This is a genomic window from Pseudomonas sp. R1-43-08, from assembly GCF_003852255.1.
Taxonomy (GTDB): domain Bacteria; phylum Pseudomonadota; class Gammaproteobacteria; order Pseudomonadales; family Pseudomonadaceae; genus Aquipseudomonas.
In genome coordinates this window covers 4,008,411-4,034,319 of the sequence record NZ_CP027734.1, presented here as the reverse complement: position 1 = coordinate 4,034,319, position 25,909 = coordinate 4,008,411, and the positions used below count along the sequence as shown (strand labels likewise).

22 protein-coding genes are annotated in these 25,909 nt (G+C 61.0%); 7 read left to right on the top strand and 15 right to left on the bottom strand.

Going from position 1 to position 25,909, the window contains the following annotated elements:
* Positions 1-34 precede the first annotated feature (34 nt).
* The 9 genes from C4J87_RS26170 to ccoN (C4J87_RS18400) form a co-directional block, all read right to left on the bottom strand.
* The gene (locus C4J87_RS26170; RefSeq protein WP_164487670.1) at positions 35-181 is read right to left on the bottom strand and encodes a hypothetical protein; all 147 of its coding nucleotides are present in this window, start codon (positions 179-181) and stop codon (positions 35-37) included.
* A 115-nt stretch (positions 182-296) separates the two neighbouring features.
* Positions 297-1,274, bottom strand: a complete 978-nt coding sequence (ccoP, locus tag C4J87_RS18435) for a cytochrome-c oxidase, cbb3-type subunit III (protein ID WP_124367925.1) — start codon at positions 1,272-1,274, stop codon at positions 297-299.
* On the bottom strand, positions 1,271-1,456 hold the full coding sequence (locus C4J87_RS18430) for a CcoQ/FixQ family Cbb3-type cytochrome c oxidase assembly chaperone (RefSeq protein ID WP_003193169.1): 186 nt from the start codon (positions 1,454-1,456) through the stop codon (positions 1,271-1,273). The genes ccoP (C4J87_RS18435) and C4J87_RS18430 overlap by 4 nt, the downstream gene beginning before the upstream one ends.
* Before the next feature lie 5 nt (positions 1,457-1,461).
* Entirely contained in the window at positions 1,462-2,070 is a 609-nt protein-coding gene (gene ccoO, locus C4J87_RS18425) for a cytochrome-c oxidase, cbb3-type subunit II (RefSeq protein WP_124367924.1), read from the bottom strand.
* Positions 2,070-3,512, bottom strand: coding sequence for a cytochrome-c oxidase, cbb3-type subunit I (gene ccoN, locus C4J87_RS18420; protein ID WP_124363884.1), 1,443 nt, complete (start codon positions 3,510-3,512; stop codon positions 2,070-2,072). The genes ccoO (C4J87_RS18425) and ccoN (C4J87_RS18420) overlap by 1 nt, the downstream gene beginning before the upstream one ends.
* Before the next feature lie 420 nt (positions 3,513-3,932).
* Positions 3,933-4,880, bottom strand: a complete 948-nt coding sequence (gene ccoP, locus C4J87_RS18415) for a cytochrome-c oxidase, cbb3-type subunit III (RefSeq protein ID WP_124367923.1) — start codon at positions 4,878-4,880, stop codon at positions 3,933-3,935.
* Positions 4,877-5,077: a cbb3-type cytochrome c oxidase subunit 3 gene (locus C4J87_RS18410; RefSeq protein ID WP_124363882.1), complete on the bottom strand. Its 201-nt coding sequence runs from the start codon at positions 5,075-5,077 to the stop codon at positions 4,877-4,879. Before C4J87_RS18410 ends, ccoP (C4J87_RS18415) begins: the two co-directional genes overlap by 4 nt.
* Positions 5,078-5,080: 3 nt before the next feature.
* The gene (gene ccoO, locus C4J87_RS18405; protein ID WP_124367922.1) at positions 5,081-5,689 is read right to left on the bottom strand and encodes a cytochrome-c oxidase, cbb3-type subunit II; all 609 of its coding nucleotides are present in this window, start codon (positions 5,687-5,689) and stop codon (positions 5,081-5,083) included.
* 10 nt (positions 5,690-5,699) lie between these two features.
* Positions 5,700-7,124, bottom strand: a complete 1,425-nt coding sequence (gene ccoN, locus C4J87_RS18400) for a cytochrome-c oxidase, cbb3-type subunit I (protein WP_124363880.1) — start codon at positions 7,122-7,124, stop codon at positions 5,700-5,702.
* A gap of 79 nt (positions 7,125-7,203) precedes the next feature.
* Here ccoN (C4J87_RS18400) and C4J87_RS18395 point away from each other — a divergent pair, with 79 nt between their 5' ends.
* Positions 7,204-7,896 (top strand): alpha/beta family hydrolase, encoded by a 693-nt coding sequence (locus tag C4J87_RS18395; protein ID WP_124367921.1) that lies wholly within the window; start codon positions 7,204-7,206, stop codon positions 7,894-7,896.
* A gap of 96 nt (positions 7,897-7,992) precedes the next feature.
* Here the strand turns inward: C4J87_RS18395 and C4J87_RS18390 are convergent, their stop codons facing one another.
* Both C4J87_RS18390 and C4J87_RS18385 read right to left on the bottom strand, forming a co-directional pair.
* Complete coding sequence (locus tag C4J87_RS18390) at positions 7,993-9,558, bottom strand: PAS domain-containing methyl-accepting chemotaxis protein (protein ID WP_124367920.1); 1,566 nt, start codon at positions 9,556-9,558, stop codon at positions 7,993-7,995.
* 109 nt (positions 9,559-9,667) lie between these two features.
* Positions 9,668-10,582: a DMT family transporter gene (locus C4J87_RS18385; RefSeq protein ID WP_124367919.1), complete on the bottom strand. Its 915-nt coding sequence runs from the start codon at positions 10,580-10,582 to the stop codon at positions 9,668-9,670.
* 153 nt (positions 10,583-10,735) lie between these two features.
* Here C4J87_RS18385 and aceK point away from each other — a divergent pair, with 153 nt between their 5' ends.
* Complete coding sequence (aceK, locus tag C4J87_RS18380; RefSeq protein WP_124367918.1) at positions 10,736-12,466, top strand: bifunctional isocitrate dehydrogenase kinase/phosphatase; 1,731 nt, start codon at positions 10,736-10,738, stop codon at positions 12,464-12,466.
* Positions 12,467-12,599: 133 nt separating this feature from the next.
* Here the strand turns inward: aceK and C4J87_RS18375 are convergent, their stop codons facing one another.
* Positions 12,600-13,838: a hypothetical protein gene (locus C4J87_RS18375; RefSeq protein ID WP_124367917.1), complete on the bottom strand. Its 1,239-nt coding sequence runs from the start codon at positions 13,836-13,838 to the stop codon at positions 12,600-12,602.
* 331 nt (positions 13,839-14,169) lie between these two features.
* Here C4J87_RS18375 and hrpA point away from each other — a divergent pair, with 331 nt between their 5' ends.
* From hrpA to C4J87_RS18355, 4 genes are all read left to right on the top strand, one after another.
* Positions 14,170-18,081, top strand: coding sequence for an ATP-dependent RNA helicase HrpA (gene hrpA / locus C4J87_RS18370; RefSeq protein ID WP_124367916.1), 3,912 nt, complete (start codon positions 14,170-14,172; stop codon positions 18,079-18,081).
* 296 nt (positions 18,082-18,377) lie between these two features.
* Positions 18,378-19,499 (top strand): beta-ketoacyl-ACP synthase III, encoded by a 1,122-nt coding sequence (locus tag C4J87_RS18365; protein WP_124367915.1) that lies wholly within the window; start codon positions 18,378-18,380, stop codon positions 19,497-19,499.
* A 26-nt stretch (positions 19,500-19,525) separates the two neighbouring features.
* The gene (locus C4J87_RS18360) at positions 19,526-20,140 is read left to right on the top strand and encodes an RNA polymerase sigma factor (protein WP_124367914.1); all 615 of its coding nucleotides are present in this window, start codon (positions 19,526-19,528) and stop codon (positions 20,138-20,140) included.
* Positions 20,134-20,367 (top strand): anti-sigma factor, encoded by a 234-nt coding sequence (locus C4J87_RS18355; RefSeq protein WP_124367913.1) that lies wholly within the window; start codon positions 20,134-20,136, stop codon positions 20,365-20,367. Before C4J87_RS18360 ends, C4J87_RS18355 begins: the two co-directional genes overlap by 7 nt.
* Positions 20,368-20,480: 113 nt before the next feature.
* Here C4J87_RS18355 and C4J87_RS18350 read toward each other — a convergent pair whose 3' ends face one another.
* Positions 20,481-21,803: a putative porin gene (locus tag C4J87_RS18350; protein WP_124363868.1), complete on the bottom strand. Its 1,323-nt coding sequence runs from the start codon at positions 21,801-21,803 to the stop codon at positions 20,481-20,483.
* A gap of 283 nt (positions 21,804-22,086) precedes the next feature.
* Here C4J87_RS18350 and C4J87_RS18345 point away from each other — a divergent pair, with 283 nt between their 5' ends.
* Positions 22,087-23,211 (top strand): GNAT family N-acetyltransferase, encoded by a 1,125-nt coding sequence (locus tag C4J87_RS18345; RefSeq protein WP_124367912.1) that lies wholly within the window; start codon positions 22,087-22,089, stop codon positions 23,209-23,211.
* 205 nt (positions 23,212-23,416) lie between these two features.
* Here the strand turns inward: C4J87_RS18345 and C4J87_RS18340 are convergent, their stop codons facing one another.
* On the bottom strand, positions 23,417-25,249 hold the full coding sequence (locus tag C4J87_RS18340; RefSeq protein WP_124367911.1) for an ABC transporter ATP-binding protein: 1,833 nt from the start codon (positions 25,247-25,249) through the stop codon (positions 23,417-23,419).
* A 94-nt stretch (positions 25,250-25,343) separates the two neighbouring features.
* A complete protein-coding gene (locus C4J87_RS18335; RefSeq protein ID WP_124367910.1) occupies positions 25,344-25,907 on the bottom strand; it encodes a peptidylprolyl isomerase in 564 nt (187 codons plus the stop codon).
* Positions 25,908-25,909 lie beyond the last annotated feature (2 nt).

Here is a 25,909-nt window from a genome sequence, read left to right as displayed (position 1 = left end):
TAACTCTTTATCTGAAATCACTGCCTGGAAGAGTTCAGTTCTGGAGCGGCCTATGGACGATAGTTGCGCGATCAGGGCTGCGCTCTTCTGGCATTTGAAGCATTTCAACAATGTCTGAATGATTGGGCTTGAGCGCTTCTTTCGGATCTTTTTGCTGGGGACTTTCTGGGGGATTGTTCATGTTGAGTCTCGATGAAAGTGCCGAAGTCCAAACTAAATGACTGTCTCTCAAGGTGCAATGAACAAAAATGGCCCTGTCAGTTTTCGCTGATAGGGCCTTTTTCACTACCTTTTCGTTATGGCTCCTCAGGCTTCTTATCCCCATGGGACAAGCTGTAAACATACGCCGCCAACAAGTGCACCTTGTCATTGCCCTGCAGTTGTTCCTGCGCTGGCATCTGGCCCTGGCGGCCATAGCGAATGGTCTGCTGCAGTTGGGCGAAGCTCGAACCGTAGATGAACGCACCCGGATGAGTCAGGTCCGGTGCGCCCATGGCTGGGGTGCCTTTACCGGTCGGGCCGTGGCAGGCCACGCAGTTGGCGGCGAAGAGTTTCGCGCCGTTGGCGACGTCGGCCTTGGCGCCTTCCGGCAGCTTGCGGCCATCGAGGTTGGTCACCACGAACGCCGCTACGTCGGCCACGCCTTGCTCGCCGATCACTTCGGCCCAGCCTGGCATCACCGCATGGCGGCCCTGCATGATGGTTTGCTTGATGGTCGCCGCGTCGCCGCCCCAGCGCCAGTCGGCGTCGGTCAGGTTGGGAAAACCGTAGGCGCCCTTGGCGTCGGAACCGTGGCACACCGAGCAGTTGGAGGCGAACAGACGCCCGCCCATCTTCAGGGCCTGCGGGTCTTTGGCGACTTCTTCAATCGGCATCGAGGCGAATTTGGCGAAGATCGGCCCGAATTTGGCCTCCGACCTGGCCATTTCCTTTTCCCATTCGTGCACGCCGGTCCAGCCGGTCTGGCCGTTGGCGAACGCGGTTTGCTTGTCGTTGTCGAGGTAGTTGTAACCCGGCAGCAGGCCTTTCCAGTTGCCCAGGCCAGGGTACAGCGCCAGGTAGCCGAGGGCGAAGATGATCGTGCCGACGAACAGCATGAACCACCATTTGGGCAGCGGGTTGTCGTATTCCTCGATGCCGTCGAACGAGTGGCCGACGGTCTCGTCCGTCTGTTCGGCGCGCTGACCCTTGCGGGTCGACAGCAGCAGCCAGGTCAGGGCGAAGATGGTACCCAGACTGAGGACTGTGACGTACAGGCTCCAGAACGTAGTCATTCTTTGTTACTCCTAGACGCTTGCTCGACGTGCTTGATGGCTTCCGGGTCATCCGCAAAAGGCAGCATGGTCGCGTCGTCGAATTCCGATTTGCGCCGTGGGCTGAACACCCACAGCGCCAGGCCGATAAAGGCCACCATCACCACGACGGTGCCCAGGCCACGAATCATTCCGATATCCATGCCGGTCACCGTTTGCTTTTGATGAGGGTGCCAAGGCCCTGCAGGTAGGCCACCAACGCGTCCATTTCGGTCTTGCCTTTGACGGCGGCTGCCGCACCGGCGATGTCTTCGTCGGTGTAGGGCACGCCCAGGGTGCGCAGGACTTCCATTTTTTTCGCGGTGTCCTTGCCGTCGAGCTTGTTTTCCACCAGGAACGGGTATGCCGGCATTTTCGACTCCGGCACCACGTTGCGCGGGTTGTACAAGTGCGCACGGTGCCAGTCATCGGAGTAACGCCCGCCCACGCGCGCCAGGTCCGGGCCGGTGCGCTTGGAGCCCCACAGGAACGGGTGGTCCCACACGCTTTCACCGGCGACCGAGTAGTGGCCATAGCGTTCGGTTTCGGCGCGGAACGGGCGGATCATCTGCGAGTGGCAGCCCACGCAACCGTTGGCGATATAAACGTCGCGGCCTTCCAGTTCGAGGGCGGTGCGCGGTTTCATGCCTTCGACCGGCTTGTTGGTCACGTCCTGGAAGAACAGCGGGACAATCTGGGTCAGGCCGCCGATGCTCACGGCGACGACCATGAAGAAGGCCAGCAGGCCGATATTCTTCTCGACTACTTCATGCTTCATCAGTGGGCTCCCACGACGGCGATCTTGGCGGCGGCTTCAGCTTGCTCAGGGTCGGAGGCACGCACGGTGCGCCAGACGTTGTAGGCCATGAACAGCATGCCGGTGGCGAAGAACGCACCGCCCAGGGCGCGCACGATATAGCCCGGGTGGCTGGCTTGCAGCGCTTCGACGAACGAGTAGGTGAGGGTGCCGTCGTCGTTGATCGCACGCCACATCAGGCCCTGGGTAATGCCGTTGACCCACATCGAGGCGATGTAGAGCACGGTGCCGATAGTGGCCAGCCAGAAGTGCGTGTTGATCAGCCCGACGCTGTGCATCTGCGCACGCCCGAACAGCTTGGGGATCATGTGGTACAGCGCGCCGATGGAGATCATCGCCACCCAGCCCAGGGCACCGGCGTGGACGTGGCCGATGGTCCAGTCGGTGTAGTGGGAGAGCGAGTTGACGGTCTTGATCGCCATCATCGGGCCTTCGAAGGTCGACATACCGTAGAACGCCAGCGAAACCACCAGAAAGCGCAGGATCGGGTCGGTGCGCAGCTTATGCCAGGCGCCCGAGAGCGTCATCATGCCGTTGATCATGCCGCCCCAGCTCGGCGCCAGCAGGATGATCGACATCGCCATGCCCAACGACTGCGCCCAGTCCGGCAGCGCGGTGTAGTGCAGGTGGTGCGGGCCGGCCCAGATGTACAGGGTGATCAGCGCCCAGAAGTGCACGATGGACAGGCGGTAGGAGTAGATGGGACGTTCGGCCTGCTTGGGCACGAAGTAATACATCATCCCGAGGAAACCGGTGGTGAGGAAAAAGCCCACGGCGTTATGCCCGTACCACCACTGGATCATCGCATCCGTCGCGCCGGCATAGGCCGAGTAGGACTTGAACAGGCTGACCGGCAGGGACGCGTGGTTGACGATGTGCAGCATCGCCGTGACTAGGATGAAGGCCCCGTAGAACCAGTTGCCGACATAGATGTGTTTGGTCTTGCGCTTGACGATGGTGCCGAAGAACACCACGGCGTAGGTCACCCACACAATGGCGAGCAAAATGGCGATCGGCCACTCCAGCTCGGCGTATTCCTTGGTGGTGGTGTAGCCCAAGGGCAGGCTGATGATGGCGCCGACGATGACCGCCTGCCAGCCCCAGAAGGTAAAGGCGGCAAGGCCATCGGAAATCAGTCGCGTCTGGCAGGTGCGTTGCACGACGTAGTAGGAGGTGGCAAACAGCGCGCATCCACCGAAGGCAAAGATCACCAGGTTGGTGTGCAGCGGGCGCAGGCGGCCGAAGGTCGTCCAGGGCAGGTCGAAATTCAATTGCGGCCAAACCAGTTGCGAGGCGATGAACACCCCGAGCCCCATGCCAAGGATCCCCCAGACCACCGTCATGATGGCGAACTGGCGAACGACCTTATAGTTATAAGCAGTCGGACTGATTGCTGTGCTCATTCTAAGGTTCCACGGTTTAGGTTTTTTTATAGGTAAAATCGGCCGCAAGTATGTAGAAAGCGAGGGGCCATTGCAACGCAATGACTGACCTGTATCAATGCGTTCCACGCCAGATTCTGCGCCCTTTCCATGTTTGATGTAAGGATAAAATAGAAATCGAAAGCTGATCGAGTGGACAAGAAAATTTCGGAGCCTCGACAGCGGTTGTCGCGTACGCCGAAATCGCTTCGCTTGAAAGCAAGCGTAGACCCGAATCTGAGGTGGGGAAAGTTGGACTTGGGAAGGGCGCGACACTTAGTCGCGCAAGCAGTGGCGAACCGTGGCGAGGGAGCTTGCTCCCGCTGGAGTGCGAAGCGCTCCCAGATTTTTGGGGCCGCTTCGCTGCCCAGCGGGAGCAAGCTCCCTCGCCACAGCTAATGGTTATTGAGGTTGGCTTTCCGGCGTTGCACCGTCAGCGTTATGGGAAAGGCTATAAACATAAGCCGCCAGCAGATGCACCTTGTCATTGCCTTGCAGCACTTCCTGCGCAGGCATCTGGCCCTGGCGACCATGACGGATGGTCTGTTGCAGCTGCGCCAGGCTGGTGCCGTAGATAAACCCTGCAGGCTCGGTCAGGTTTGGCGCGCCCATGGCTTCCACACCGTGGCCCTGCGGCCCGTGGCAGGCAACGCAGGTGGTGTTGAATGCGGCCTGGCCCGCCGCCAGGTCGGCCGTGCTGTCGGCCGGTAAGGGCAACTTGGCCAGGTCGTGGCGTACATACGCGGCAACATTCTTCACCCCATCCTCGCCCAGCACTTCACCCCAGGCCGGCATCGCCGCGTGGCGACCGCCCAGGATGGTGGCCTTGATCGCTGCGGCCGAACCGCCCCAGCGCCAGTGGCTGTCTGCCAGGTTGGGGAAGCCGTACGCGCCCTTGGCATCCGAGCCGTGGCACACCGCGCAGTTGGAGGCGAACAGGCGACCGCCCATCTTCAAGGCTTGCGGGTCCTTGGCCACTTCTTCCACCGGCATCGCTGCGAATTTGGCGTAGATCGGCCCGAACCTGGCGTCGGCCTTGGCCATCTCCTTGTCCCATTCCTTGGTCGACGTCCAGCCGTCTTCATAGCCCGGCAACACGCCTTTCCAGTTACCCAGGCCCGGGTAGAGGATCAGGTAGCCGACGGCAAACACCAGCGTGCCGACGAACAGCATGAACCACCACTGGGGCAGCGGGTTGTCGTATTCCTCGATGCCGTCGAAGGCGTGGCCCATGGTCTGGTCGACGCTGCCGTGGGTTTCGCCCTTGCGGGTGCCGATCAACAGCCAGGTCAGGCCGATCAGGCTGCCGAGGGTCAGTACGCAGATCCATGCACTCCAGAAGGTAGTCATGGCCGAGTGCTCCTTGGTGCGGGCGCTTCTTGAGCGTCGGAGGGAGAAGGTTCATCGGCGAACGGCAGCAGGCGCGCCTGCTCGAAGTCCGCGTTGCGGCGGTTGTTGAACACCCACAGCGACAAGCCGATGAAAGCGATGGCGACCACCAGCGTGCCGAGGCCGCGGATAGTGCCCGCGTCGAATTCAAATCCCATGGCTCACCTCTTGCTCTTGATGGCAGTGCCGAGCACTTGCAGGTAGGAAACCAGCGCGTCCATTTCGGTCTTGCCCTTGAGGCTGGCGACCGCACCACGAATGTCGTCGTCGGTGTACGGCACGCCCAGGGTGCGCATGACGTTCAGTTTGGTCTCGGTGTGGCTGCTGTCGACCGGGGCCGTCACCAGCCATGGGTAGGCCGGCATTTTCGACTCGGGCACCACGTTGCGCGGGTTGTACAGGTGCGCGCGGTGCCAGTCGTCCGAGTAGCGTGCGCCCACGCGGGCCAGGTCCGGCCCGGTGCGCTTGGAGCCCCACAGGAACGGGTGGTCCCACACGCTTTCGCCGGCCACCGAGTAATGGCCGTAGCGTTCGGTCTCGGCGCGGAACGGGCGGATCATCTGCGAGTGGCACTGCACGCAGCCTTCACGGATGTAGATGTCGCGGCCCTCCAACTGCAGCGCGGTGTAGGGTTTCATGCCTTCGACCGGCTTGTTGGTCACGTCCTGGAAGAACAGCGGGACGATCTGGGTCAGGCCGCCGATGCTCACGGCGAGCACCATCAGCAGCATCAGCAGGCCGACGTTTTTTTCAATGACTTCGTGTTTCATCACAACCTCCTCAGGCCAGTTGCGCGACAGGCACGGCGTCGGCGGGCTGCACCGCGCGCACGGTGCGCCATGTGTTGTAAGCCATCAGGAACATGCCGCTGAGGAACACCGCACCGCCCACCAGCCGCACGATGTAGCCCGGGTGGCTGGCCACCAGGGTTTCGACGAAGGAGTAGGTCAGGGTGCCGTCCTCATTGATCGCACGCCACATGAGGCCCTGGGCGATGCCGTTGACCCACATCGAAGCGATGTAGAGCACGGTGCCGATGGTGGCCAGCCAGAAGTGCGCGTTGATCAGGCCGAGGCTGTACATCTGCTCGCGCCCGAAGACTTTGGGGATCATGTGGTACAGCGCGCCGATTGAAATCATCGCCACCCAACCGAGTGCGCCGGCGTGTACGTGGCCGATGGTCCAGTCGGTGTAGTGGGAGAGGGCGTTGACGGTCTTGATCGCCATCATCGGGCCCTCGAAAGTGGACATGCCGTAGAACGCCAGGGACACCACGAGGAAGCGCAGGATCGGGTCGCTGCGCAACTTATGCCAGGCGCCCGAGAGCGTCATCATGCCGTTGATCATGCCGCCCCAGCTCGGTGCCAGCAGCACCAGCGACATCACCATGCCCAACGACTGTGCCCAATCCGGCAACGCGGTGTAGTGCAGGTGGTGGGGCCCGGCCCAGATATACAGGGTGATCAGCGCCCAGAAGTGCACGATGGACAAACGATACGAATACACCGGGCGTTCGGCCTGCTTGGGCACGAAGTAGTACATCATCCCGAGAAAGCCGGCGGTGAGGAAAAAGCCTACAGCGTTATGCCCGTACCACCACTGCACCATCGCATCCGTCGCACCGCCGTACAGCGAGTAGGACTTGGTCAGGCTGACCGGGATTTCCAGGTTGTTGACGATATGCAGGATCGCCACGGTGATGATGAATGCGCCGAAAAACCAGTTACCCACATAGATGTGCTTGGTGTTGCGCTTCATGATCGTGCCGAAGAACACGATGGCATAGGCCACCCAGACGATGGTGATCAGGATGTCGATCGGCCATTCCAGCTCGGCGTATTCCTTGGAACTGGTGTAGCCCAGCGGCAGGCTGATCGCGGCCAACAGGATGACGAGCTGCCAGCCCCAGAAGCAGAATGCGGCGATTTTCGGTGCGAACAGCTGTGTCTGGCAGGTGCGTTGCACCGAATAGAAGGAGCTGGCGAACAGTGCGCAGCCACCGAAGGCAAAGATCACGGCGTTGGTGTGCAGCGGGCGCAGGCGACCGAAGCTGGTCCAGGGCAAATCGAAGTTGAGCGCAGGCCAAACCAATTGGGCCGCGAGAAAAACCCCGAGGCCCATGCCGACGATGCCCCACACCACCGTCATAATGGCGAATTGGCGGACCACCTTGTAGTTATAGGCGGTACTTAAAGTAGTGTTCATGGTTCCCCATCCACGGTTCAACCCAAGCCGGTGCGGCACTTGGGCTGGAGTTATAGGCAGACTAAAAAGCGAGGCAAGCATGGGCAAAGAGCACAAGGCCAGTATTGACGGGGATCAATGGGCGCAGTGTGTGCGTGAACGCGGCTGGTTATGGGATGTCGCAGCGCAGGCGATTTCAGGCGAGCCCGTCACGTTGATCCTGGCCCACGGCGCCGGCGCGCCGATGGACTCGGCGTTCATGAACGACATGGCTGCGCGCCTTGCCGGGCATGGCGTTAACGTCGTGCGCTTCGAATTTCCCTACATGGCCCAGCGCCGATTGGACGGAGGCAAGCGCCCACCGAACCCGGCGCCGAAACTGCTGGAGGCATGGCGGGAGGTGTATGCCCTGGTGCGGCGTCATGTCGCGGGCAAGGTGGCGATAGGCGGCAAATCCATGGGCGGGCGGATGGCCAGTTTATTGGCCGATGAACTGGGCGCCGCTGGGTTGGTGTGCCTGGGCTATCCGTTCTATGCGGTGGGCAAGCCGGAAAAACCTCGGGTAGAGCATTTGGCTGTGCTTAAGACGCCAACGCTGATTGTGCAGGGCGAGCGGGATGCCCTGGGTAATCGAGCGGCGGTGGAGGGGTATGACTTGTCGCCTAGCATCGAATTGATGTGGCTGGTGGCGGGGGATCATGACTTGAAGCCGTTGAAGGCTTCGGGGTTTAGTCATGAGCAGCATCTGGAGGCTGCGGCGGTGAAGGTGGCTGGGTTTCTTGGTGCCGGTTAGGGCCCTATCGGGGGCAAGCCCCCTCCCACATTTTGACCACATTTCCAAATTTGGAACTCGGTCGAATGTGGGAGGGGGCTTGCCCCCGATAGCGATCTACCGGTTAAAACGCTCCACCAGCGAGTACTGGGTATTCGCTGTATGCGTCAACTCTTCACTCAACTGCGCCGAGCTCATCGCCTGCTCCGAGGTCTGGTCCGCCAGCAACGCAATGGTGCTGATGTTACGGCTGATCTCTTCGGCAACGGCACTTTGCTCTTCAGTCGCGGCGGCGATCTGCGTGGTCATGTCGGTGATATTCGCCACCGCCTCACTGATACCCACCAACGCCTGATCCGCTTCCATCACCCGTGCCACACCCTCTTCGGCCTGGCGATGCCCGGCGTCCATGGTTTGCACGGCGGCGGCGGCAGTTTGCTGCAGTTTGGCGATCAGCGTGTGGATCTGTCCGGTCGATTCAGCGGTGCGTTGCGCCAACTGGCGTACTTCATCCGCCACCACCGCAAACCCACGGCCCATCTCACCGGCGCGCGCCGCTTCGATGGCGGCGTTCAAGGCCAGCAGGTTGGTCTGGTCGGCAATGCCTTTGATCACATCCACCACGCCGCCGATTTCATCGCTGTCCTTGGCCAGTTGCGTGACGGTGATACCGGTTTCGCCCACCGCCACCGACAAGCGCTGAATCGCCTCACGGGTTTCCCCGGCGATATCGCGGCCGCGACCGGTCAGGCGATTGGCTTCCTGGGTCGCATCTGCCGTGCGCTGCACGTGGCTGGCGACTTCCTGGGTGGTCGCCGCCATCTGGTTGACCGCAGTGGCTACCTGTTCCGTCTCTACGCGCTGGCGCTCCAGGCCGCTGGAGCTGTTGTGCGCCAGGGTGTTGGACTGCGCGGCCTGGTCGTTGAGGTGTTCGGCAGTGTCCTGCAGGCGGGTGAGGCAGGTCTTCAGACGCGCTTCCTGGCTGAGGATCGACATCTCCAGCCGCGCCTGGGCGCCGCGGCTGTCGGTGTACATCTGCGCGATCAACGGGTCGGAGGTGGTCTGCTCGGCCAGGCGCAGCAAACGCTTGAGGCCGCGCTGTTGCCAGCTCAGGCCCAACAGGCCCAACGGCACCGACAGCGCTGCCGCCAAGGCGAAACCCCACTGGGACGTGAGGGTGGCACCGATCATGAAGCTCAATTGGCTGACCAGGATAAACGGCAGCCAGTCCTGCAGCACCGGCAGCCACTTGTCCCGCTGGGGAACGGCCGACTTGCCCTGGTTGATGCGTTGATAGAGCGCTTCGGCCCGGCGGATCTGCTCGGCGGTGGGCTTGATGCGCACCGATTCGTAGCCGATCACCTGGTTGCCGTCGAAGACCGGTGTCACATAGGCGTTAACCCAGTAGTGGTCACCGGTCTTGCAGCGATTCTTGACAATGCCCATCCATGGCAAGCCTTGTTTGAGCGTCGACCACATGTGCGCGAACACCGCCGCCGGAACGTCCGGGTGACGCACCAGATTGTGCGGGGCACGGGTCAGTTCGTCGCGGGTGAACCCACTGATTTCGACAAAGGCGTCGTTGCAGTAGGTGATCACACCCTTGGCGTCTGTGGTGGAGATCAACCGTTGCTGAGCGGGGAAGGTACGTTCGCGCTGGGTAACGGGTTGGTTATTACGCATGATTGTTCAATCCGCAAGGCTTTCAGGGGGTATCGGCCATGTAGGGCATTTATTTAACTTATTTTTTGCAACAATCCGCTGGCAACGGTCGCGCGCAAACCGCCGAGCCTCACTGTGAGGCTGACAGCGCATCCTCGACCCGAGCTTTTTGTGGCCGCAACACCAGCCACAACGCGCCGGCGATCAACACCCCGCCATATACGTGGGCCATCGACAGCGGCTCATCCAGCAGCAACGCGCCCCACAGTACGCCGAACGGCGGGATCATGAAGGTCACGGTCATCGACTTGACCGGGCCGATGGAGGACAGCAGGCGGAAGTACAGGATGTAGGCGAACGCCGTGCACACCAGCCCCAACCCCAGCAGCGACGCCCATACCTGCCAGCCTCCCCAACTCGCCGGCGGCTGACTGATGGCGCTGTAGGCAAACAACGGCAGCAAGAACAATGTAGCGCCCAGCATGCTGCCCAAGGCCGACAGGCGACTGTCCAACCCGCCGCGCTGATCCAGCCAGCGCCGCGCCAGAAAACCGGCAAAGCCATAGCAGGTGGTCGCCAGCAGGCACGCCATTGCGCCCATCAACAATTCCAGATCAAAGGCCACCGGCCCCGCACGCGTGAGCACGGCCACGCCAAACAGCCCCAGGGCTACACCCGCGATTTTCGACGGTGTCAGGCGTTCGCTGAAGAACAACCCGCCAATCAGTACGCCCATCAGCGGCGTGGTGGCATTGAAGATCGCCGAATAACCCGCGGGCAATACCTGCGCCGCCACCGAGTACATGGTCGCTGGGATCCCTGAGTTGATTACGCCCAGCAGCAGCACCGTCTTGAACTTACCCTGGAAATCCCAGCTCACGCGCATCAACGCCAGGATCACCAACAAGCCTGCGGCGGCAATCGATACGCGGAAAAATGCGGTCGGCACGCTGCCGATTTCCGGCGCGATGATGCGCATGAACAGGAAACTCGCGCCCCAGATGGCGGCCAGTCCCAGCAAGTACAGGGTGTCGACAGGTTTCACAGAAAACTCCTACACGATCAGGCCGGGGAGTGTTGCCCAGCGTTCCGGTCGACACAATCGCTAAGTACGGCGGCCGGTGAAAAATCCTCCTTCTCCTGCCTGGGTTCACTGGCTAAGCTCAGGGCTTCCCGATACCCGTTCGAGGTTTTTCGCATGCCGCAGTCCGCCCTTGCTATCGCCCGGATGATCCTCGACGGTTTCGACGACTACCGTGAGCACTTTCGCCAGATCACCGATGGCGCTCGCGAGCGTTTCGAAAAGGCCCAATGGCAGCAAGGGCAAGCCGCTTCGGCGGCGCGCATCAGCCTGTATGAAGAGAAAGTGGGTGAGGTCACGGCGCGTCTGCGGGCTGCTTTCGAGGCGGGCGTGTTGCAGGACATCGAGCTGTGGCCCCAGGTGAAAAGCGCCTACATCGGCCTGATCGACCTGCGCTTTGACGATGAGCTGTCCGAAACTTGGTACAACTCGGTCTTCTGCAGCCTGTTCAGCCATGACCTGATCAGCGACGGCTGCATGTTTATCCACACCACGCGCCCCACCCAGCGTCTGGCGCGGGCGGCGCAGACCCGCATCTACACGCCTGCAGGCAACATGGCGCAGATGCTTGCGCAGATTTTTGCGGACTACAGCTTCAGTGAACCCTACGCCGACTTGCCTGCCGACCTGCAACGCCTGGAAGCCCAACTGCGCGAAAACCTGCCGGACTGGGTGTGCAAAGACCCGGACCTGAACGTCGAGCTGTTTTCCTCGGTGCTCTACCGCAATAAAGGCGCCTACCTGGTGGGGCGTATCTACACCCGCGACGAACAATGGCCGCTGGTGATCCCATTGCTGCACCGCGAAGGGCGGGGTATTCAGATCGATGCGTTGATCACCGACGAAGCTGAGGTGTCGATCATCTTTTCCTTTACGCGCTCCTATTTCATGGTCGACGTGCCCGTGCCTGCCGAGTTCATCGACTTTCTCAAGCGCATCCTGCCCGGCAAACACATCGCCGAGCTGTACACGTCCATTGGCTTCTATAAACACGGCAAGTCGGAGTTCTACCGCGCACTGATCAATCACCTGGCCACCACCGATGACCAGTTCATCATGGCGCCGGGCGTGCGTGGCATGGTCATGAGCGTGTTTACCCTGCCAGGCTTCAACACCGTGTTCAAGATCATCAAGGACCGTTTCTCACCGTCGAAAAACGTCAACCGCGCCACGGTGATCGAGAAGTACCGCCTGGTCAAAAGTGTCGACCGCGTGGGGCGCATGGCCGATACCCAGGAGTTCGCCGACTTCCGCTTTCCCTTGAGCAAGTTCGAGCCCGACTGCCTTGCCGAGTTGTTGGAAGTGGCCGCCAGCACCGTCGAAGTGGAAGGTGACACCGTGCTGATCCGCCACTGCTGGACCGAACGGCGCATGACCCCGCTCAACCTCTACCTGGAAAACGCCAATCCCGCCCAGGTGCGCGAAGCCCTGGAAGACTACGGGCTGGCGATCAAGCAATTGGCGGCGGCGAATATCTTTCCCGGTGACATGCTGCTCAAGAACTTCGGCGTCACCCGTCACGGCCGGGTGGTGTTTTATGACTACGATGAAATCTGCTTTCTCACCGAGGCCCACTTCCGCCACATTCCCGCGCCGCGTACCCCAGAGGATGAAATGGCCTCTGAACCGTGGTACTCCATTGGCCCGCTGGATGTGTTTCCTGAGGAATTCCCGCCTTTTCTGTTCGCCGACGCCGGCCAGCGCAAGCTGTTCGATGAGCTGCATGGTGAGCTGTATAACGCGGACTATTGGAAAGGGCTGCAGGAGGCTATTCGCGCGGGGAAGGTGATTGACGTGTTTCCGTATCGGCGCAAGGACCCGCGTGATGAAGAGGGGCTGGCGAGTTGAAGAGGTAAGCGTGGCCCAGTGGCCGACTGCGATGTGCAATCAGCCACTGGACGCCTGTTTTTGAAGCGCGTGGTCGAGCTCTTTTGGCCGGGCTGGGTTGAAGCTGGTGTACGGTTGTTTAAATCGCTATGCGTTACGGTTGCGTAGCGGTCAAGCGATGAAGGGCCAGCGTGTTTGTCAGATCGGTGTAGATAGTGCGCAAATCGGTGTTCAGTTCAGCGACCAGCGCTCGCTGTTTATTGCGATCTTTAAGTTGACTGATCGCCGCGTGTTTGACTTGCATGTTGTTTGCGGAATCAATCACTGCCTTGAACTGCGCACGTTCCTCGGCAATGCCAGGTTGTTCCGTACGGGGCACTGCGTTCAGTTGTACAAAGGCCTTTTCGATGACGGCCAATTCCAGTTTGATTCGGCGGTTGTTTGGCGGGGTCAGCAGCAGCGCAGGGTTCATGCCCTCAATCGAGCTGCCATCAAGGTTGCCGTTGCGCCAGGCGTCGCGCAAATTCACCAAGACGTCCCGTGCGGCATCGACCGCCTGGGCCGAGAGTTTCTCCCCCAGGCCGTTGCGCTGCACGGTCTCGACTGTGCGTTCCAGTCGGTGGAGTGTCAGTTCCACCGGTGCCAGTTGCTTGTGCCGCTCCAGACTCTGCTCCAGGCGTTTACGCTCCGGGGCCAGGCCAACGGAGGATTTGAATTGGCTGCTGCCTTTCAAACGGCCCGTTGCCCATGCATTGCGAGACTCGGTCATGGCGTTGCGTTGCCTGAGAAAGATCTCTTCCTCGGCGTGAGACAGAGGCTGCGGCTCTTGCCTGATGTGGTTGTCCAGCAGGGCAATCTCCTTCTCCAGAGCGTTGATATGTTTGACCGCCTGTTCCAGCGTGTGCCCACTCAGCTGGTTGCTCAGGGGTGCAGGCGGCAGGACGGCAACCGTTACCGGGTCCAGCTCGCAGGACGGTGGCGCGATGGCGGCGGCCCACGCTGCGCGTCGACCCAGCAGGGCATCGCGGCGCTCCACGCGAGCGGTCAGTTGCTCGTAGCGTTGCTGGAGGGCGTGCAGGCTTGTTTTGTCATCCGGCTGCACGGCGAAGTGTTTGTGGCTTTCCTGGTCTAAGGCTGCAAGCGCTTCATCAATCCTTGAACTGTGCATCCAGGCCTGAAGCTGATGGCCTTTTTCCTGCGCGGCACGGTCGGGCATTCGACTGATAGGGCCAAACAATGCGTGTTCAAGGTGCCGGCATTTATCGAGCATGTGCCGGTGGCCTTGCCCTACCAGGCTTTCAACCACCGCTTCATGGATGGCGTAGGTTTGCTGGAACAGCCTGCCCACGGTGGCGCCGGGTTGGTAGGCGGGCAATGGTTTTGATCCGAACATAATGGTTTCTCCGATACGGTGGGCATGAGGTTTTTCCTTGGCGAGCCGCGTGGGGTGGGTGTGCGGGTGGGGTCGCGTGCCGCAGTAAATCGCGCCGGATCGTCACCAGGCCAGATGTGCGTTCTGATAGCCCTGCGTGAAAAGTCGAATGAGAGAGTAGGTGGCACGACCCCGTCGAGCTAAAAATAGCCGGCTCACGCGTATGAAGCGGCCGTGTTGCCGTGAAGAAAGGGCTTGGCTCGTTTACAAGGACAGAAATCTGCGACAATTGCCGTCTACGATCATGTCACCGCAGGCTTACCTGCCTCATTAAAAGACCTTTGCGTACCTGATGACCGACCAAGCGCCCACCATCGACCAACTGCTTAAAACCCTCGATCACGCCATGCTTGCCGACCGCAACCGCTTGCGGCGCCAGTTGCTTGAGCTGCGCAAGAAGCCCGATGAGCAGAAGCTGGCGCAGTGGGTATCGCGTATGCAGGCGTCCTGCGCCCAGGTCACGGCGCGGCGGGACAGCCTGCCGGTGATTCGTTACGACGACAGCCTGCCGATTGCCGCCAAGCGCGATGAAATCAAGGCTGCGCTGAACAAGCACCAGGTGCTGATCATCGCCGGTGAGACCGGTTCGGGTAAAACTACCCAGTTGCCGAAGATCTGCCTGGAGATCGGCCGCGGCCAGTTCGGCCTGATCGGCCACACCCAGCCACGCCGGATTGCCGCGCGCAGCGTTGCCAGCCGGGTTGCCGAAGAGCTGGCGACGCCGCTCGGCGCGCTGGTCGGCTATCAGGTGCGCTTCGAGGACCAGAGCGACTCCAATACGCTGATCAAACTGATGACCGACGGTATCCTGCTGGCGGAAACCCAGAACGACCGCTACCTGGAACGCTACGACACGATCATCGTCGACGAAGCCCATGAGCGCAGCCTGAACATCGACTTCCTGCTGGGTTACCTCAAGACCCTGCTGCCGCGTCGCCCGGACCTGAAAGTTATCATCACTTCCGCGACCATCGACCTGGAGCGTTTCTCCAAGCATTTCGACGATGCGCCCATCGTGGAGGTATCAGGCCGTACTTTCCCGGTGGACACCTGGTACCGCCCGCTGACCCTGGAGCAGGACGAGGAGGGCAACCGTGTCGAGGATGACTTGACCGTCGACCAGGCGATCCTGGCCACCCTCGACGAAATCGCCGCCTACGAGCGCAGCGAACGCCGCAGCCCCGGTGATGTGCTGGTGTTCCTGCCCGGCGAACGCGAAATTCGCGACGCCGCCGAGATGCTGCGCAAGGCGCAGCTCAAGCACACTGAGATCCTGCCGCTGTATGCGCGCCTGTCACCCGCCGAGCAACAACGCATTTTCCAATCACACCCAGGCCGGCGCGTGGTGCTGGCAACCAACGTCGCGGAAACCTCGCTGACCGTGCCGGGCATTCGTTATGTGATCGACAGCGGCACCGCACGCATCAGCCGCTACAGCTACCGCGCCAAGGTGCAACGCTTGCCGATCGAGGCGATTTCCCAGGCCAGCGCCAACCAGCGCAAAGGCCGTTGCGGCCGGGTCGAGCCGGGCATCTGCATTCGCTTGTACAGCGAAGAGGACTTTATCGGGCGCCCGGAATTTACCGACCCTGAGATCCTGCGCACCAACCTTGCCGCCGTGATCCTGCAGATGCTGCACCTGCGCCTGGGTGAAATCACCGACTTTCCGTTTATCGAACCGCCGGATGGCAAGGCCATCAGCGACGGTTTCAACCTGCTGCAAGAGCTGTCGGCGGTAGACCGTAACAGCCAGCTCACACCATTGGGCCGCCAACTGGCGCGCCTGCCGGTGGACCCGCGCATGGGCCGCATGCTGCTCGAAGCCGCCAAGCTCGGCAGCTTGCAGGAAGTGCTGATCGTGGCCAGCGCCATGTCGATCCAGGACCCGCGCGAGCGCCCGCCAGAACGCCAGCAGGCCGCCGACCAGGCCCATGCGCAGTGGAAAGACCCGGATTCGGACTTCGCCGGGTTGGTCAACCTGTGGCGCGGCTTTGAAGAACAGCGCCAGGCACTAACCGCCAGCCCGCTGCGCAATTGGTGTCGCAAAAACTTCCTTAACTACCTGCGCCTGCGCGAGTGGCGCGATTCCCATCGCCAGTTGAGCCTGATCTGCCGCGACATGCAGCTGACGATCAACAAGGAACCGGCGGACTTCCCGAAATTGCACAAGGCGGTGCTGTCCGGCTTGCTCAGCCAGATCGGCCAGAAGACCGAGGACGGCGACTACCTCGGTGCCCGGCAGCGGCGTTTCTGGATTCATCCTTCCTCGGGCATCGGCAAGAAGCGCCCGCAATGGCTGATGACCGCCGAACTGGTGGAAACCACCAAGCTGTATGCGCGCATGGTGGCCAAGATCGACGCCGACTGGATCGAACCGCTGGCCGGGCACCTGATCAAGAAAAACCACTTCGAGCCCCATTGGGAGAAAAAGCGCGGCCAGGTGGTGGCGTTTGAACAGATCACGCTGTTCGGGCTGATCGTGGTCGGACGCCGGCCGGTGCATTACGGGCCGATCGACCCGGTGGTGTCCCGCGAGCTGTTCATTCGCGAAGGCCTGGTGCGTGGAGAGATCCAGTCCCGAGCCAAGTGCCTCACGGCCAACCAGCAACTGCTGGAGCAGCTCGACGAACTGGAAGCCAAGGCGCGCCGTCGCGACATCCTGGCCGACGAGGAAACCCTCTACGCCTTCTACGATGCGCGTTTGCCGGCAGAGATCCACCAGACCGCCACCTTCGACAGCTGGTACAAGGTCAACAGCCAGAAAGACCCGCAACTGCTGATCATGCGCGAGGAAGACGTGCTGGCCCGCGAAGCCAGTGAAGTCACCGCCGCGCATTACCCGGACACCTTGCACCTGGGCGACCTGGCCCTGGCCTTGAGTTACCACTTCGAACCCAACCACCCGCGCGATGGCGTAACCCTGCGCGTGCCGGCGCCGCTGTTGCCGGCGTTGCCCGCCGAGCGTCTGGAATGGCTGGTGCCGGGAGTGATCGAAGCCAAGTGCATCGCCCTGGTGCGTAACCTGCCCAAGGCGCTGCGCAAAAACTTCGTGCCGGTGCCGGATTTCGTCAAGGCGGCGCTGCAGCGCATCGAGTTTGGCCAGGGTTCGCTGCCCCAGGCATTGGGTCGCGAACTGTTGCGCATGACCGGTGCGCGGGTCAGCGATGAAGCCTGGGCGGAGGCCGCACAGCAGGTGGAAAACCATTTGAAGATGAACCTGGAAGTGGTTGACGGCGAGGGCAAATTCCTCGGCGAAGGCCGTGACCTGGCACAGCTGACCGCGCGTTTCGCCGAAGCCAGCCAGGCCGCCCTGGCAGTGCCGCAAACCGCGAAAAGCCAGCAGCCGGTGCACGCCAAGGTGTTTGCACCGGTGGCCGAAAAAACCCAGCAAAACATCGCCGGCCTGTCGATGACGGTGTACCCCGCGCTGGTGGAAGAAAACGGCACGGTCAAGGAAGGGCGTTTCTCCACGGCCGCCGAGGCCGAGTTCCAGCATCGGCGTGCCTTGCAGCGCCTGTTGATGCAGCAACTGGCGGAACCGGCGAAATTCCTGCGCGGCAAATTGCCGGGCCTGACCGAGTTGGGCCTGTTGTACCGCGAACTGGGGCGTGTCGAGGCGCTGGTGGAAGATATCCTGCTGGCCAGCCTCGATACCTGCGTATTGGAAGGCGAAGCCACGTTGCCGCGCGATGGCGCTGGGCTGGCCGCGCTGGCCGAGCGCAAACGTGGCGGTTGGACCGAACAGGCCGAGCGTCTGGCGCGCCTGACCCTGGAAGTGCTGAAACTCTGGCACGGCCTGCAAAAACGCTTCAAAGGCAAAATCGACCTCGCCCAGGCGGTGGCCTTGAACGATATCAAGCAGCAGTTGAGCAACCTGGTGTACCCAGGGTTTGTGCGCGAGACCCCGGCCCAATGGTTCAAGGAGTTGCCGCGTTTCCTCAAGGCCATCGAGCTGCGCCTGGAAAAACTGCCGAGCCAGGTGCAGAAGGACCGTGTGTGGAGCGCCGAGTTGAGTGGCCTGTGGGCGCAGTACCAGAATCGCCTGAATAAACACGCCCAGGAAGGCAAGCGCGATCCGCAGCTGGAGCTCTATCGCTGGTGGCTGGAAGAATACCGGGTGTCGTTGTTTGCCCAGCAACTGGGGACCAAGGTGCCGATTTCCGATAAGCGCTTGAGCAAACAATGGAGCCAGGTCGAGCCCTGAAGCATTCCCGGTTTCCTGAACTGAACAGGGTCAAATGTGGGAGGGGGCTTGCCCCCGATAGCTGTGTATCAGGTGCAGAGTCTGGCTCTGACACACCGCCATCGGGGCCAAGCCCCCTCCCACAATGAGATGTTTGTCTGGCATATGGCGCCAAATCACCGGCGTTGTGGCAAACTTCGCGGTTACAAGATGAATAAAGCGTTGCCAGTTCGATGTCCGCTGGACGGAATCGAACGACTTACAGTTTGGTACGACGGTACCAATATCTTCTGCCTGACAGATTTAGAGGAACGACCGTGCATAACGTCGTCATCAGCGGCACTGGCCTGTACACCCCGGCCAACAGCATCTCCAACGAAGAGCTGGTGCAGTCTTTCAATGCCTATGTGCAGCAGTTCAACCGCGAAAACGCCGCTGCCATCGAGCGCGGTGACGTGCAGGCGCTGACTGAGTCCAGTGCGGCGTTCATCGAAAAAGCCTCGGGCATCAAGAGCCGTTTCGTGATGGACAAGGACGGCATCCTCGACCCTCAGCGCATGGCCCCACGCCTGCCCGAGCGCAGTAACGACGAATGGTCGGTGCTCTGCCAGATGGCCGTCGGCGCCGCCGAACAGGCCCTGCAGCGCGCAGGCAAGACCGCCGCTGATATCGATGGCGTGATCGTCGCCTGTTCCAACCTGCAGCGCGCCTACCCGGCCATCGCCATTGAGGTTCAGGAGGCCCTGGGTATCCAGGGCTTCGGTTTCGATATGAACGTGGCGTGTTCCTCGGCCACGTTTGGTATCCAGAATGCCGCCAACAGCATCCAGCTGGGCCAGGCCCGGGCGATCCTGATGGTCAATCCGGAAGTCTGCACCGGCCACCTGAATTTCCGTGATCGTGACAGCCACTTCATCTTTGGTGATGCCGCCACGGCGGTGATCCTCGAGCGGGCTGACCTGGCGACGTCCGAGCATCAGTTCGATGTGGTGAGCACCAAGCTGCTGACCCAGTTCTCCAACAACATCCGCAATAACTTTGGCTTTCTCAACCGCACGGCGGAAGAGGGCATCGGCGCACCGGACAAATTGTTCGTGCAGGAAGGCCGCAAGGTGTTCCGCGATGTGTGCCCGATGGTGGCCGAGCTGATCGCTGCGCACCTGGCGGAAAACCAGCTGGGCGTCAACGATGTGAAGCGCTTCTGGCTGCACCAGGCCAACCTGAGCATGAACCACCTGATCGTGAAAAAACTGCTCGGCCGCGAGGCCTCGGTGGAAGAAGCACCGGTGATCCTCGATACCTACGCCAATACCAGCTCGGCGGGTTCGGTGATTGCGTTTCACACCTATCAGGACGACTTGCCCAAGGGCTCCGTGGCGGTGCTCAGCTCGTTCGGTGCGGGCTATTCCATCGGCAGTGTAATTCTGCGCAAACGCTGATGCGCGCGTTTACATCGAGGTGTTGAATGGCCGCAGCGGACGACGCGCACCTGCTTGAACGCCTGCTCAAGGGCGAACAGCGGGCCTACAAGGAACTGGTCACCACTTACCAGAGTGCGATGCGGGCGGTGGCCTATGCCATCGTCGGGCAGCGGCATGCCGACGAGGTGGTGCAGGATGCCTGGTTGTCGGTGGTCCGCAACCTCGCCAGGTTCGAAGGGCGCTCCAGCTTGAAGACCTGGCTGCTGACCATCACGGCGAACGCCGCCAAGGGCCGCTACAAGCAAAATCGTCGCGAGGTGTTACTCGACGACCTGCCTTCCCCCCATGGCACCATCGGTGATGAACGCTTCACCCCGGACGATGGTCACTGGGCTGTCGCGCCTTATGCCTGGCACCAAGACACGCCGGAAGCCTTGCTGACCGAGGAGGAATTGCGTAAATGCCTGGAGCATACGATTCTGAGCTTGTCCGAGTTGCAAGGCAGCGTGCTGGTGCTGCGCGAGCGCCAGGGCCTGGAGCTGGAAGAAATCTGTAATCTTCTGACGCTCTCACTCTCCAATGTGCGCGTGCTGTTGCATCGAGCACGGCTTAAAGTCTTCGCAACCGTGGAGCATTTTGAGGAAACGGGCGAATGTTGACGTGTAAAGAGCAAGTGGCGCGTTCCAGTGACTACCTCGATGGGCAATTGACCTTTCGTGAGCGTCTGCTGGTGCGTCATCACTTGATGTTCTGCCCGAACTGCCGGTGCTTCATTCGTCAGATGCGCCTGATGCAGGCGACGTTGCGGATCATGCCGCAGGAGCCAGTGAAAGATGCGGACGCACTGGCCGAACGGCTCGCCGCCGAACGGCGCAAAGACCTGTAGGAGCGAGCTTGCTCGCGAAAAACGTCAACGATAACGCGGGTATCCTGGATAACCGCGCCTGTTCGTTCTTCGCGAGCAAGAACTAGGCGTCCCCTCGCTCCTACAGGGTGAGGTCAGAACTTGGCTTCAGCATCCAGTTGCAGCGTGTTGGTGTTGGCATCACGCTGGGTACGGCTGGCGTAGTCAGCCTTGGTCAGGAAGTAGGTGGCGCCCAGGGCGAAGTTCTTGTCGATGTCGTAGCTGACCTTCATCTTGTGACCGCGCGAGCCGGTGGTGCCGTTGGCGAAGTCCGAATCGGTGAAGGCGCCCACGACCGCGTCGCGTTGTGTATCGCGGTAGTTGTAGTCGAGGTTGAAACCGAACACCTTGGACTTGGCACCCACCAACCAGGCGGTGTCCTGATCGGTCACGGCATCGTTGTTTTTCACGTACTGGCCGTAGAAGGCCAACGGCACTGCCAGGCCGCCGATGTCCGCCTGGGCAAAACCTTCATACAGGCGGAATTCATTATTGGCCGAGTTGCCGTTGACCGCCAGTGCGCAAGGCGTGGTGGTGGTCGTGCAGCGGCTGTCCTTGTCGTTCTGATAAGCGTAGACGCTGCCGCCCAGGGTCATTTTCAAGTTGTCGGTGAGCGAGAAACGCGTGCCCAACTGGCCGGAGGTCAGGCGCAGGTCGTGGCGAAATTGCACGCCGTCGCCGTCGACGTTGTCCTTGAGGTTGTAGTTACCCAGGCTGCCGAACAGTTCGGCACTGGCGCCCAACGGGTATTTGTAGGTGACTGCCAGGCCTTCGGGGTTGATGTCGCTGTCCCAGATCACATCGCCCATGCTCACCCACGGTTGCAGCATCTTGCCGCCGATCACGTGCAGGTTCTTGATCTGGTCCGGGTGGTAGTCGATGTAGCCGAGGTCCAGCCAGATCGATTTTTTATCGAAGTAACCATCCTGGTCCTGGTTGGTGGAACGTGCATCGTCACCGCCGCCCGTGGCGATACGGATACCGGTGTCCACTTGCGGGTTGATTTCAGTGTAGGCACCCAGACGAGCCCGGATACGTTGACGGTCCTTGTCACGCCCACCGTTGTTGGGCTCGCCATCGATCTTGATGGTTTCCTGGCGAAAGCGCACATCGCCCTTGAACTGAGTCTTGGCGGCCCAGGCCAGCTTCTGGTCGAAGCTGCTCAGCTCGTTGGTTTTTTTCGCGGTGGCCGCGATCTGTTCGTTGGTTTCTTGTTGAGCTTGCCGGGCGATCTGCTGTTCTTTCTGGTCTTTGGCCAACTCGTTTTGCAATTCGGTGTACTGCGAAGCGGTGATCTGGCCGTTGGCCTTGAGCATGTCGAGCAACTTAGCGTCGACTGCAGCGCTGGCCGGAACGCTGAGGGCCAGCATCAGGCCGCCACACAGGGCCGCCGCAGTTTTAGTGGAAGCAAGACGCATATCAATCTCCGAAAGTGAGGAGGGATACAACCCCTCCAGGACACAACCGACCGATGACGGACGGAAAAAAATGCCACCCGGCAACCCGGGTGCTCTGAAAACAGGCGTCAGTATCGCGGCGGTTTATGACGGAGTAGTGGCTAAGTGATTTCATCTGCATGACAAATTGTTTGCCGATGGAACTATCGGTTTAGAGCTGTGTCCGGCCATTTTTGGTGATGTGCATAGGGCTGTGATAGGCGATACTCGCCAGGCTTTTACGTCAGAAACAGAGAGGATGCCGATGCCGTTGCAACGCCTGCACAGCCTGTCCGAAATCACCCCGCAGGCCTGGGATGCCCTGGCGCCGCAGGCCCAGCCGTTCGTGCGGCATGCCTTCCTTAGCGCGCTGGAAGACAGTGCCAGCCTGGGGCCCCAGTCGGGCTGGCAACCGGAGCATTTGCTGCATTGGGACGGTGATCGGCTGGTGGCCGCGTTGCCCGGCTATCGCAAGTGGCATTCCTACGGCGAGTACGTGTTCGATCACGGTTGGGCCGACGCCTGCGCGCGCGCCGGCATCGACTACTACCCCAAGCTGCTGACGGCGGTGCCGTTCAGTCCGGTCAGCGGCCCGCGACTGTTGGCCGCCAATGCCGAAGACGGCTTCGAGCTGTTGAACAGCCTGCCCGGTTACCTGGAAATCGAAGGGCTCTCCGGCGCCCATATCAACTTCACCGACACGTTGGCCGACGACGCACTGGCCCGGCAACCCGGCTGGCTGCAGCGCCTGGGCTGCCAATTCCACTGGCAGAACCGTGGCTATCGCGACTTCCAGGACTTTCTCGACGCACTGAGTTCACGCAAGCGCAAACAGATGCGCAAGGAACGCGAGCAGGTGGCGGGGCAGGGCATTGAGTTCGAGTGGCTGCAGGGGCATGAGCTGAGTGAAGCCCAGTGGGATTTTGTCTACGCCTGCTACGCCAACACCTACGCGGTACGTCGCCAGTCGCCCTATCTGACCCGGGCGTTTTTCAGCCTGCTGGCCGAGCGCATGCCCGAGGCGATCCGCGTAGTACTGGCCAAACAGGGCTCACGCCCGGTGGCCATGGCGTTCAGCCTGATCGGTGGCGACAGTTTCTACGGCCGCTACTGGGGCTGCCTGGCCGAATTCGACCGGTTGCATTTCGAAACCTGTTTCTACCAGGGCATGGACTACGCCATCGCCCACGGCCTGCAACGCTTCGACGCGGGCGCCCAGGGTGAGCACAAATTGATTCGCGGCTTTGAACCGGTGATCACCCGTTCGTGGCATTACCTGCGCCATCCGGGGTTGAAAAACGCCGTGGAGGATTTCCTCGAGCGCGAGCGGGTGGGGGTTCTGGCGTATGCCGAAGAGGCGAGGGAGGCCCTGCCTTATCGGCAGGGCTGACTGCCCCTTGCCCTAATGCCAGTCAGTTAAGAAGTAGAAAGGGTAAAAAGTAACCTGTGGCGAGGGAGCTTGCTCCCGCCGGACTGCGCAGCAGTCCCATTTTTGGGGCCGCTTCGCGGCCCAGCGGGAGCAAGCTACCTCGCCACAGGTACAGTGTTCGTCCTTAACTGACTGGCATTACCCCTTGCCCTGGGTTTCGATGCCTTCAATCGATCCCGACAAATCCACCCGTCTGATGCTGCCACAAGCGCGCATACAGCCCGCCATGGGCCAGTAACTCGGCATGGCTGCCACTCTCGGCGATCTGGCCTTTCTCCAGCACCACCAGGCGGTCCATTCGCGCGATGGTCGACAGGCGGTGCGCAATCGCAATCACGGTCTTGCCCTGCATCAGGGTTTCCAGGCTTTCCTGGATCGCCGCTTCCACTTCCGAGTCCAGCGCTGAGGTGGCTTCGTCCATGATCAGGATCGGCGCGTCCTTGAGCAGCACACGGGCAATGGCGATGCGTTGGCGTTGCCCGCCGGAGAGTTTCACGCCGCGTTCGCCCACGTGGGCATCCAGGCCGGTGCGACCTTCGGCGTCCGACAGCAGCGGGATAAACTCGTCGGCGCGGGCCTTGTGCACGGCGGCCCAGAGTTCGTCGTCGGTTGCATCCGGTTTGCCATACAGCAGGTTGTCGCGGATCGAGCGGTGCAGCAGCGAAGTGTCCTGGGTAATCATGCCGATCTGCGCGCGCAGGCTTTCCTGGGCGACTTCGGCGATGTTCTGGTCGTCGATCAGGATGCGCCCGCCTTGCAGGTCGTAGAGGCGCAGCAGCAGGTTGACCAGGGTCGACTTGCCCGCGCCGGACGGGCCGATCAGGCCGATCTTTTCCCCTGCCTTGATTTCAAGGTTGAGGCCGCCAATGATCCCGCTCTGCTTGCCATAGTGAAAATCCACCTGCTCGAAGCGCACTTGACCATGGGGCACGCTCAGGCGCGGGGCGTTGTCGCGGTCTGTCACCGCCAGCGGCTGGGCGATGGTTTTCAGGCCGTCCTGCACCATGCCGATATTTTCGAAAATGCCATTGACCACCCACATGATCCAGCCGGACATGTTGACGATACGAATCACCAGGCCGGTGACCAGGGCAATCGCGCCCACGGAAATCAGCGACTGGGTCCACAACCACAGGGCCAAGCCGGTGGTGGTGACGATCAACAGGCCGTTCAGGAGGGTGATCACCGTGTCCATGCCGGTCAGCACGCGGGCGGCCAGCTGGGCTTTTTCGGTTTGCTCGATGATCGCTTCCTTGGCGTATTCCTGCTCATTCTGCGTATGGGCGAACAGCTTCAACGTGGTGATGTTGGTGTAGCCATCAACGATGCGGCCCATCAACTTGGAACGCGCCTCGGAGGAAATCACCGAGCGCTCTTTGACCCGTGGTACGAAGTAGCGCAGTGCCAGGCTGTAGCAGATGATCCAGGTGATCAGCGGCACCATCAGCCGCCAGTCTGCCTCGGCAAATAACACCAGGGAACTGATCGCATAGATCGACACGTGCCAGATGGCCTCCGCCGTCGCCACGGCCGAATCGCGCAGGGAGTTGCCGGTTTGCATGATGCGCTGGGCGATGCGCCCGGCGAAATCGTTCTGGAAGAAGTTCAGGCTCTGCTTGAGCACGTAGCTGTGGTTCTGCCAGCGAATCAGGCTGGTCATGCCGGGGTTGATGGTCTGATGCACCAGTAGATCGTGCAGGCCGTTGAAGATCGGGCGCAACAGCAGCGCGACCACGGCCATCCAGATCAACTCCGCGCTGTGGACCTGGAAGAAATCCGCCGGCGGCGTGCCCTGGGCCAGGTCGATGATGCGACTCAGGTAGCTGAACAGCGCGACTTCGATGAGCGCACCGACCAGTCCCACCACCAGCAATGCGGCGAAGCAGGGCCACACCTGGCGCAGGTAATAGAGATAGAAGGGCAAAACTTTTTCGGGAGGGGCCGCGCTGGGAGCATCGCGGAAGATGTCGATCAGTTGTTCAAAACGACGATAGAGCATTAGGCTTGACGCCCGCCGTGCGGGCTCTCCTTTCAAATGCGCACGCTGCCTTGTGGGCAACGTGCGGAGCTACTTGCAGGTCTACCCGCAGACCTCAGTCGATGCGCTTGGCCGACTTGATCAAGACGGGATCGATTGGCACGTTCTGCATGCCTTGCTTGGTGGTGGTCTGGGAATTGACGATGACATCGACCACGTCCATGCCCTTGACCACTTTGGCGAATACGGCGTAACCGGCATCGCGACCCGGGTCGAGGAAGGCATTGTCGGCCACGTTGATGAAGAATTGGCTGGTGGCCGAGTCGGGATTAGACGTACGAGCCATGGACAGCGTACCGCGAACGTTATGCAGGCCGTTGCTGGCTTCGTTCTTGATCGGTGCTTCGGTCGGCTTCTGCGACATCTGCTGGGTGAACCCGCCGCCCTGGACCATGAAGCCTGGGATCACACGGTGAAAAATCGTGTTGGTGTAGAAGCCTTTGTCGACATAGGCAAGAAAATTCTTGGTACTGATCGGCGCCTTGACCGGGTCCAGTTCGATTTCAATGTCGCCATTGGTGGTGGAGATCAAGACGTGGGGCGCCTTGGCGGGCTCGGCCGCCATCAGGTTGGCAGCGAACAGAACGGAACCGGCAAAGAAGGCGATTTTTTTCAGCATGG

What these genes read in the sequence shown, in the direction of transcription:
- C4J87_RS26170 (WP_164487670.1), bottom strand. Translation starts at nt 181, where the DNA reads ATGAACAATCCCCCAGAAAGTCCCCAGCAAAAAGATCCGAAAGAAGCG.
- ccoP (WP_124367925.1), bottom strand. Translation starts at nt 1,274, where the DNA reads ATGACTACGTTCTGGAGCCTGTACGTCACAGTCCTCAGTCTGGGTACC.
- C4J87_RS18430 (WP_003193169.1), bottom strand. Translation starts at nt 1,456, where the DNA reads ATGGATATCGGAATGATTCGTGGCCTGGGCACCGTCGTGGTGATGGTG.
- ccoO (WP_124367924.1), bottom strand. Translation starts at nt 2,070, where the DNA reads ATGAAGCATGAAGTAGTCGAGAAGAATATCGGCCTGCTGGCCTTCTTC.
- ccoN (WP_124363884.1), bottom strand. Translation starts at nt 3,512, where the DNA reads ATGAGCACAGCAATCAGTCCGACTGCTTATAACTATAAGGTCGTTCGC.
- ccoP (WP_124367923.1), bottom strand. Translation starts at nt 4,880, where the DNA reads ATGACTACCTTCTGGAGTGCATGGATCTGCGTACTGACCCTCGGCAGC.
- C4J87_RS18410 (WP_124363882.1), bottom strand. Translation starts at nt 5,077, where the DNA reads ATGGGATTTGAATTCGACGCGGGCACTATCCGCGGCCTCGGCACGCTG.
- ccoO (WP_124367922.1), bottom strand. Translation starts at nt 5,689, where the DNA reads ATGAAACACGAAGTCATTGAAAAAAACGTCGGCCTGCTGATGCTGCTG.
- ccoN (WP_124363880.1), bottom strand. Translation starts at nt 7,124, where the DNA reads ATGAACACTACTTTAAGTACCGCCTATAACTACAAGGTGGTCCGCCAA.
- C4J87_RS18395 (WP_124367921.1), top strand. Translation starts at nt 7,204, where the DNA reads ATGGGCAAAGAGCACAAGGCCAGTATTGACGGGGATCAATGGGCGCAG.
- C4J87_RS18390 (WP_124367920.1), bottom strand. Translation starts at nt 9,558, where the DNA reads ATGCGTAATAACCAACCCGTTACCCAGCGCGAACGTACCTTCCCCGCT.
- aceK (WP_124367918.1), top strand. Translation starts at nt 10,736, where the DNA reads ATGCCGCAGTCCGCCCTTGCTATCGCCCGGATGATCCTCGACGGTTTC.
- C4J87_RS18375 (WP_124367917.1), bottom strand. Translation starts at nt 13,838, where the DNA reads ATGTTCGGATCAAAACCATTGCCCGCCTACCAACCCGGCGCCACCGTG.
- hrpA (WP_124367916.1), top strand. Translation starts at nt 14,170, where the DNA reads ATGACCGACCAAGCGCCCACCATCGACCAACTGCTTAAAACCCTCGAT.
- C4J87_RS18360 (WP_124367914.1), top strand. Translation starts at nt 19,526, where the DNA reads ATGGCCGCAGCGGACGACGCGCACCTGCTTGAACGCCTGCTCAAGGGC.
- C4J87_RS18355 (WP_124367913.1), top strand. Translation starts at nt 20,134, where the DNA reads ATGTTGACGTGTAAAGAGCAAGTGGCGCGTTCCAGTGACTACCTCGAT.
- C4J87_RS18350 (WP_124363868.1), bottom strand. Translation starts at nt 21,803, where the DNA reads ATGCGTCTTGCTTCCACTAAAACTGCGGCGGCCCTGTGTGGCGGCCTG.
- C4J87_RS18345 (WP_124367912.1), top strand. Translation starts at nt 22,087, where the DNA reads ATGCCGTTGCAACGCCTGCACAGCCTGTCCGAAATCACCCCGCAGGCC.
- C4J87_RS18340 (WP_124367911.1), bottom strand. Translation starts at nt 25,249, where the DNA reads ATGCTCTATCGTCGTTTTGAACAACTGATCGACATCTTCCGCGATGCT.
- C4J87_RS18335 (WP_124367910.1), bottom strand. Translation starts at nt 25,907, where the DNA reads ATGCTGAAAAAAATCGCCTTCTTTGCCGGTTCCGTTCTGTTCGCTGCC.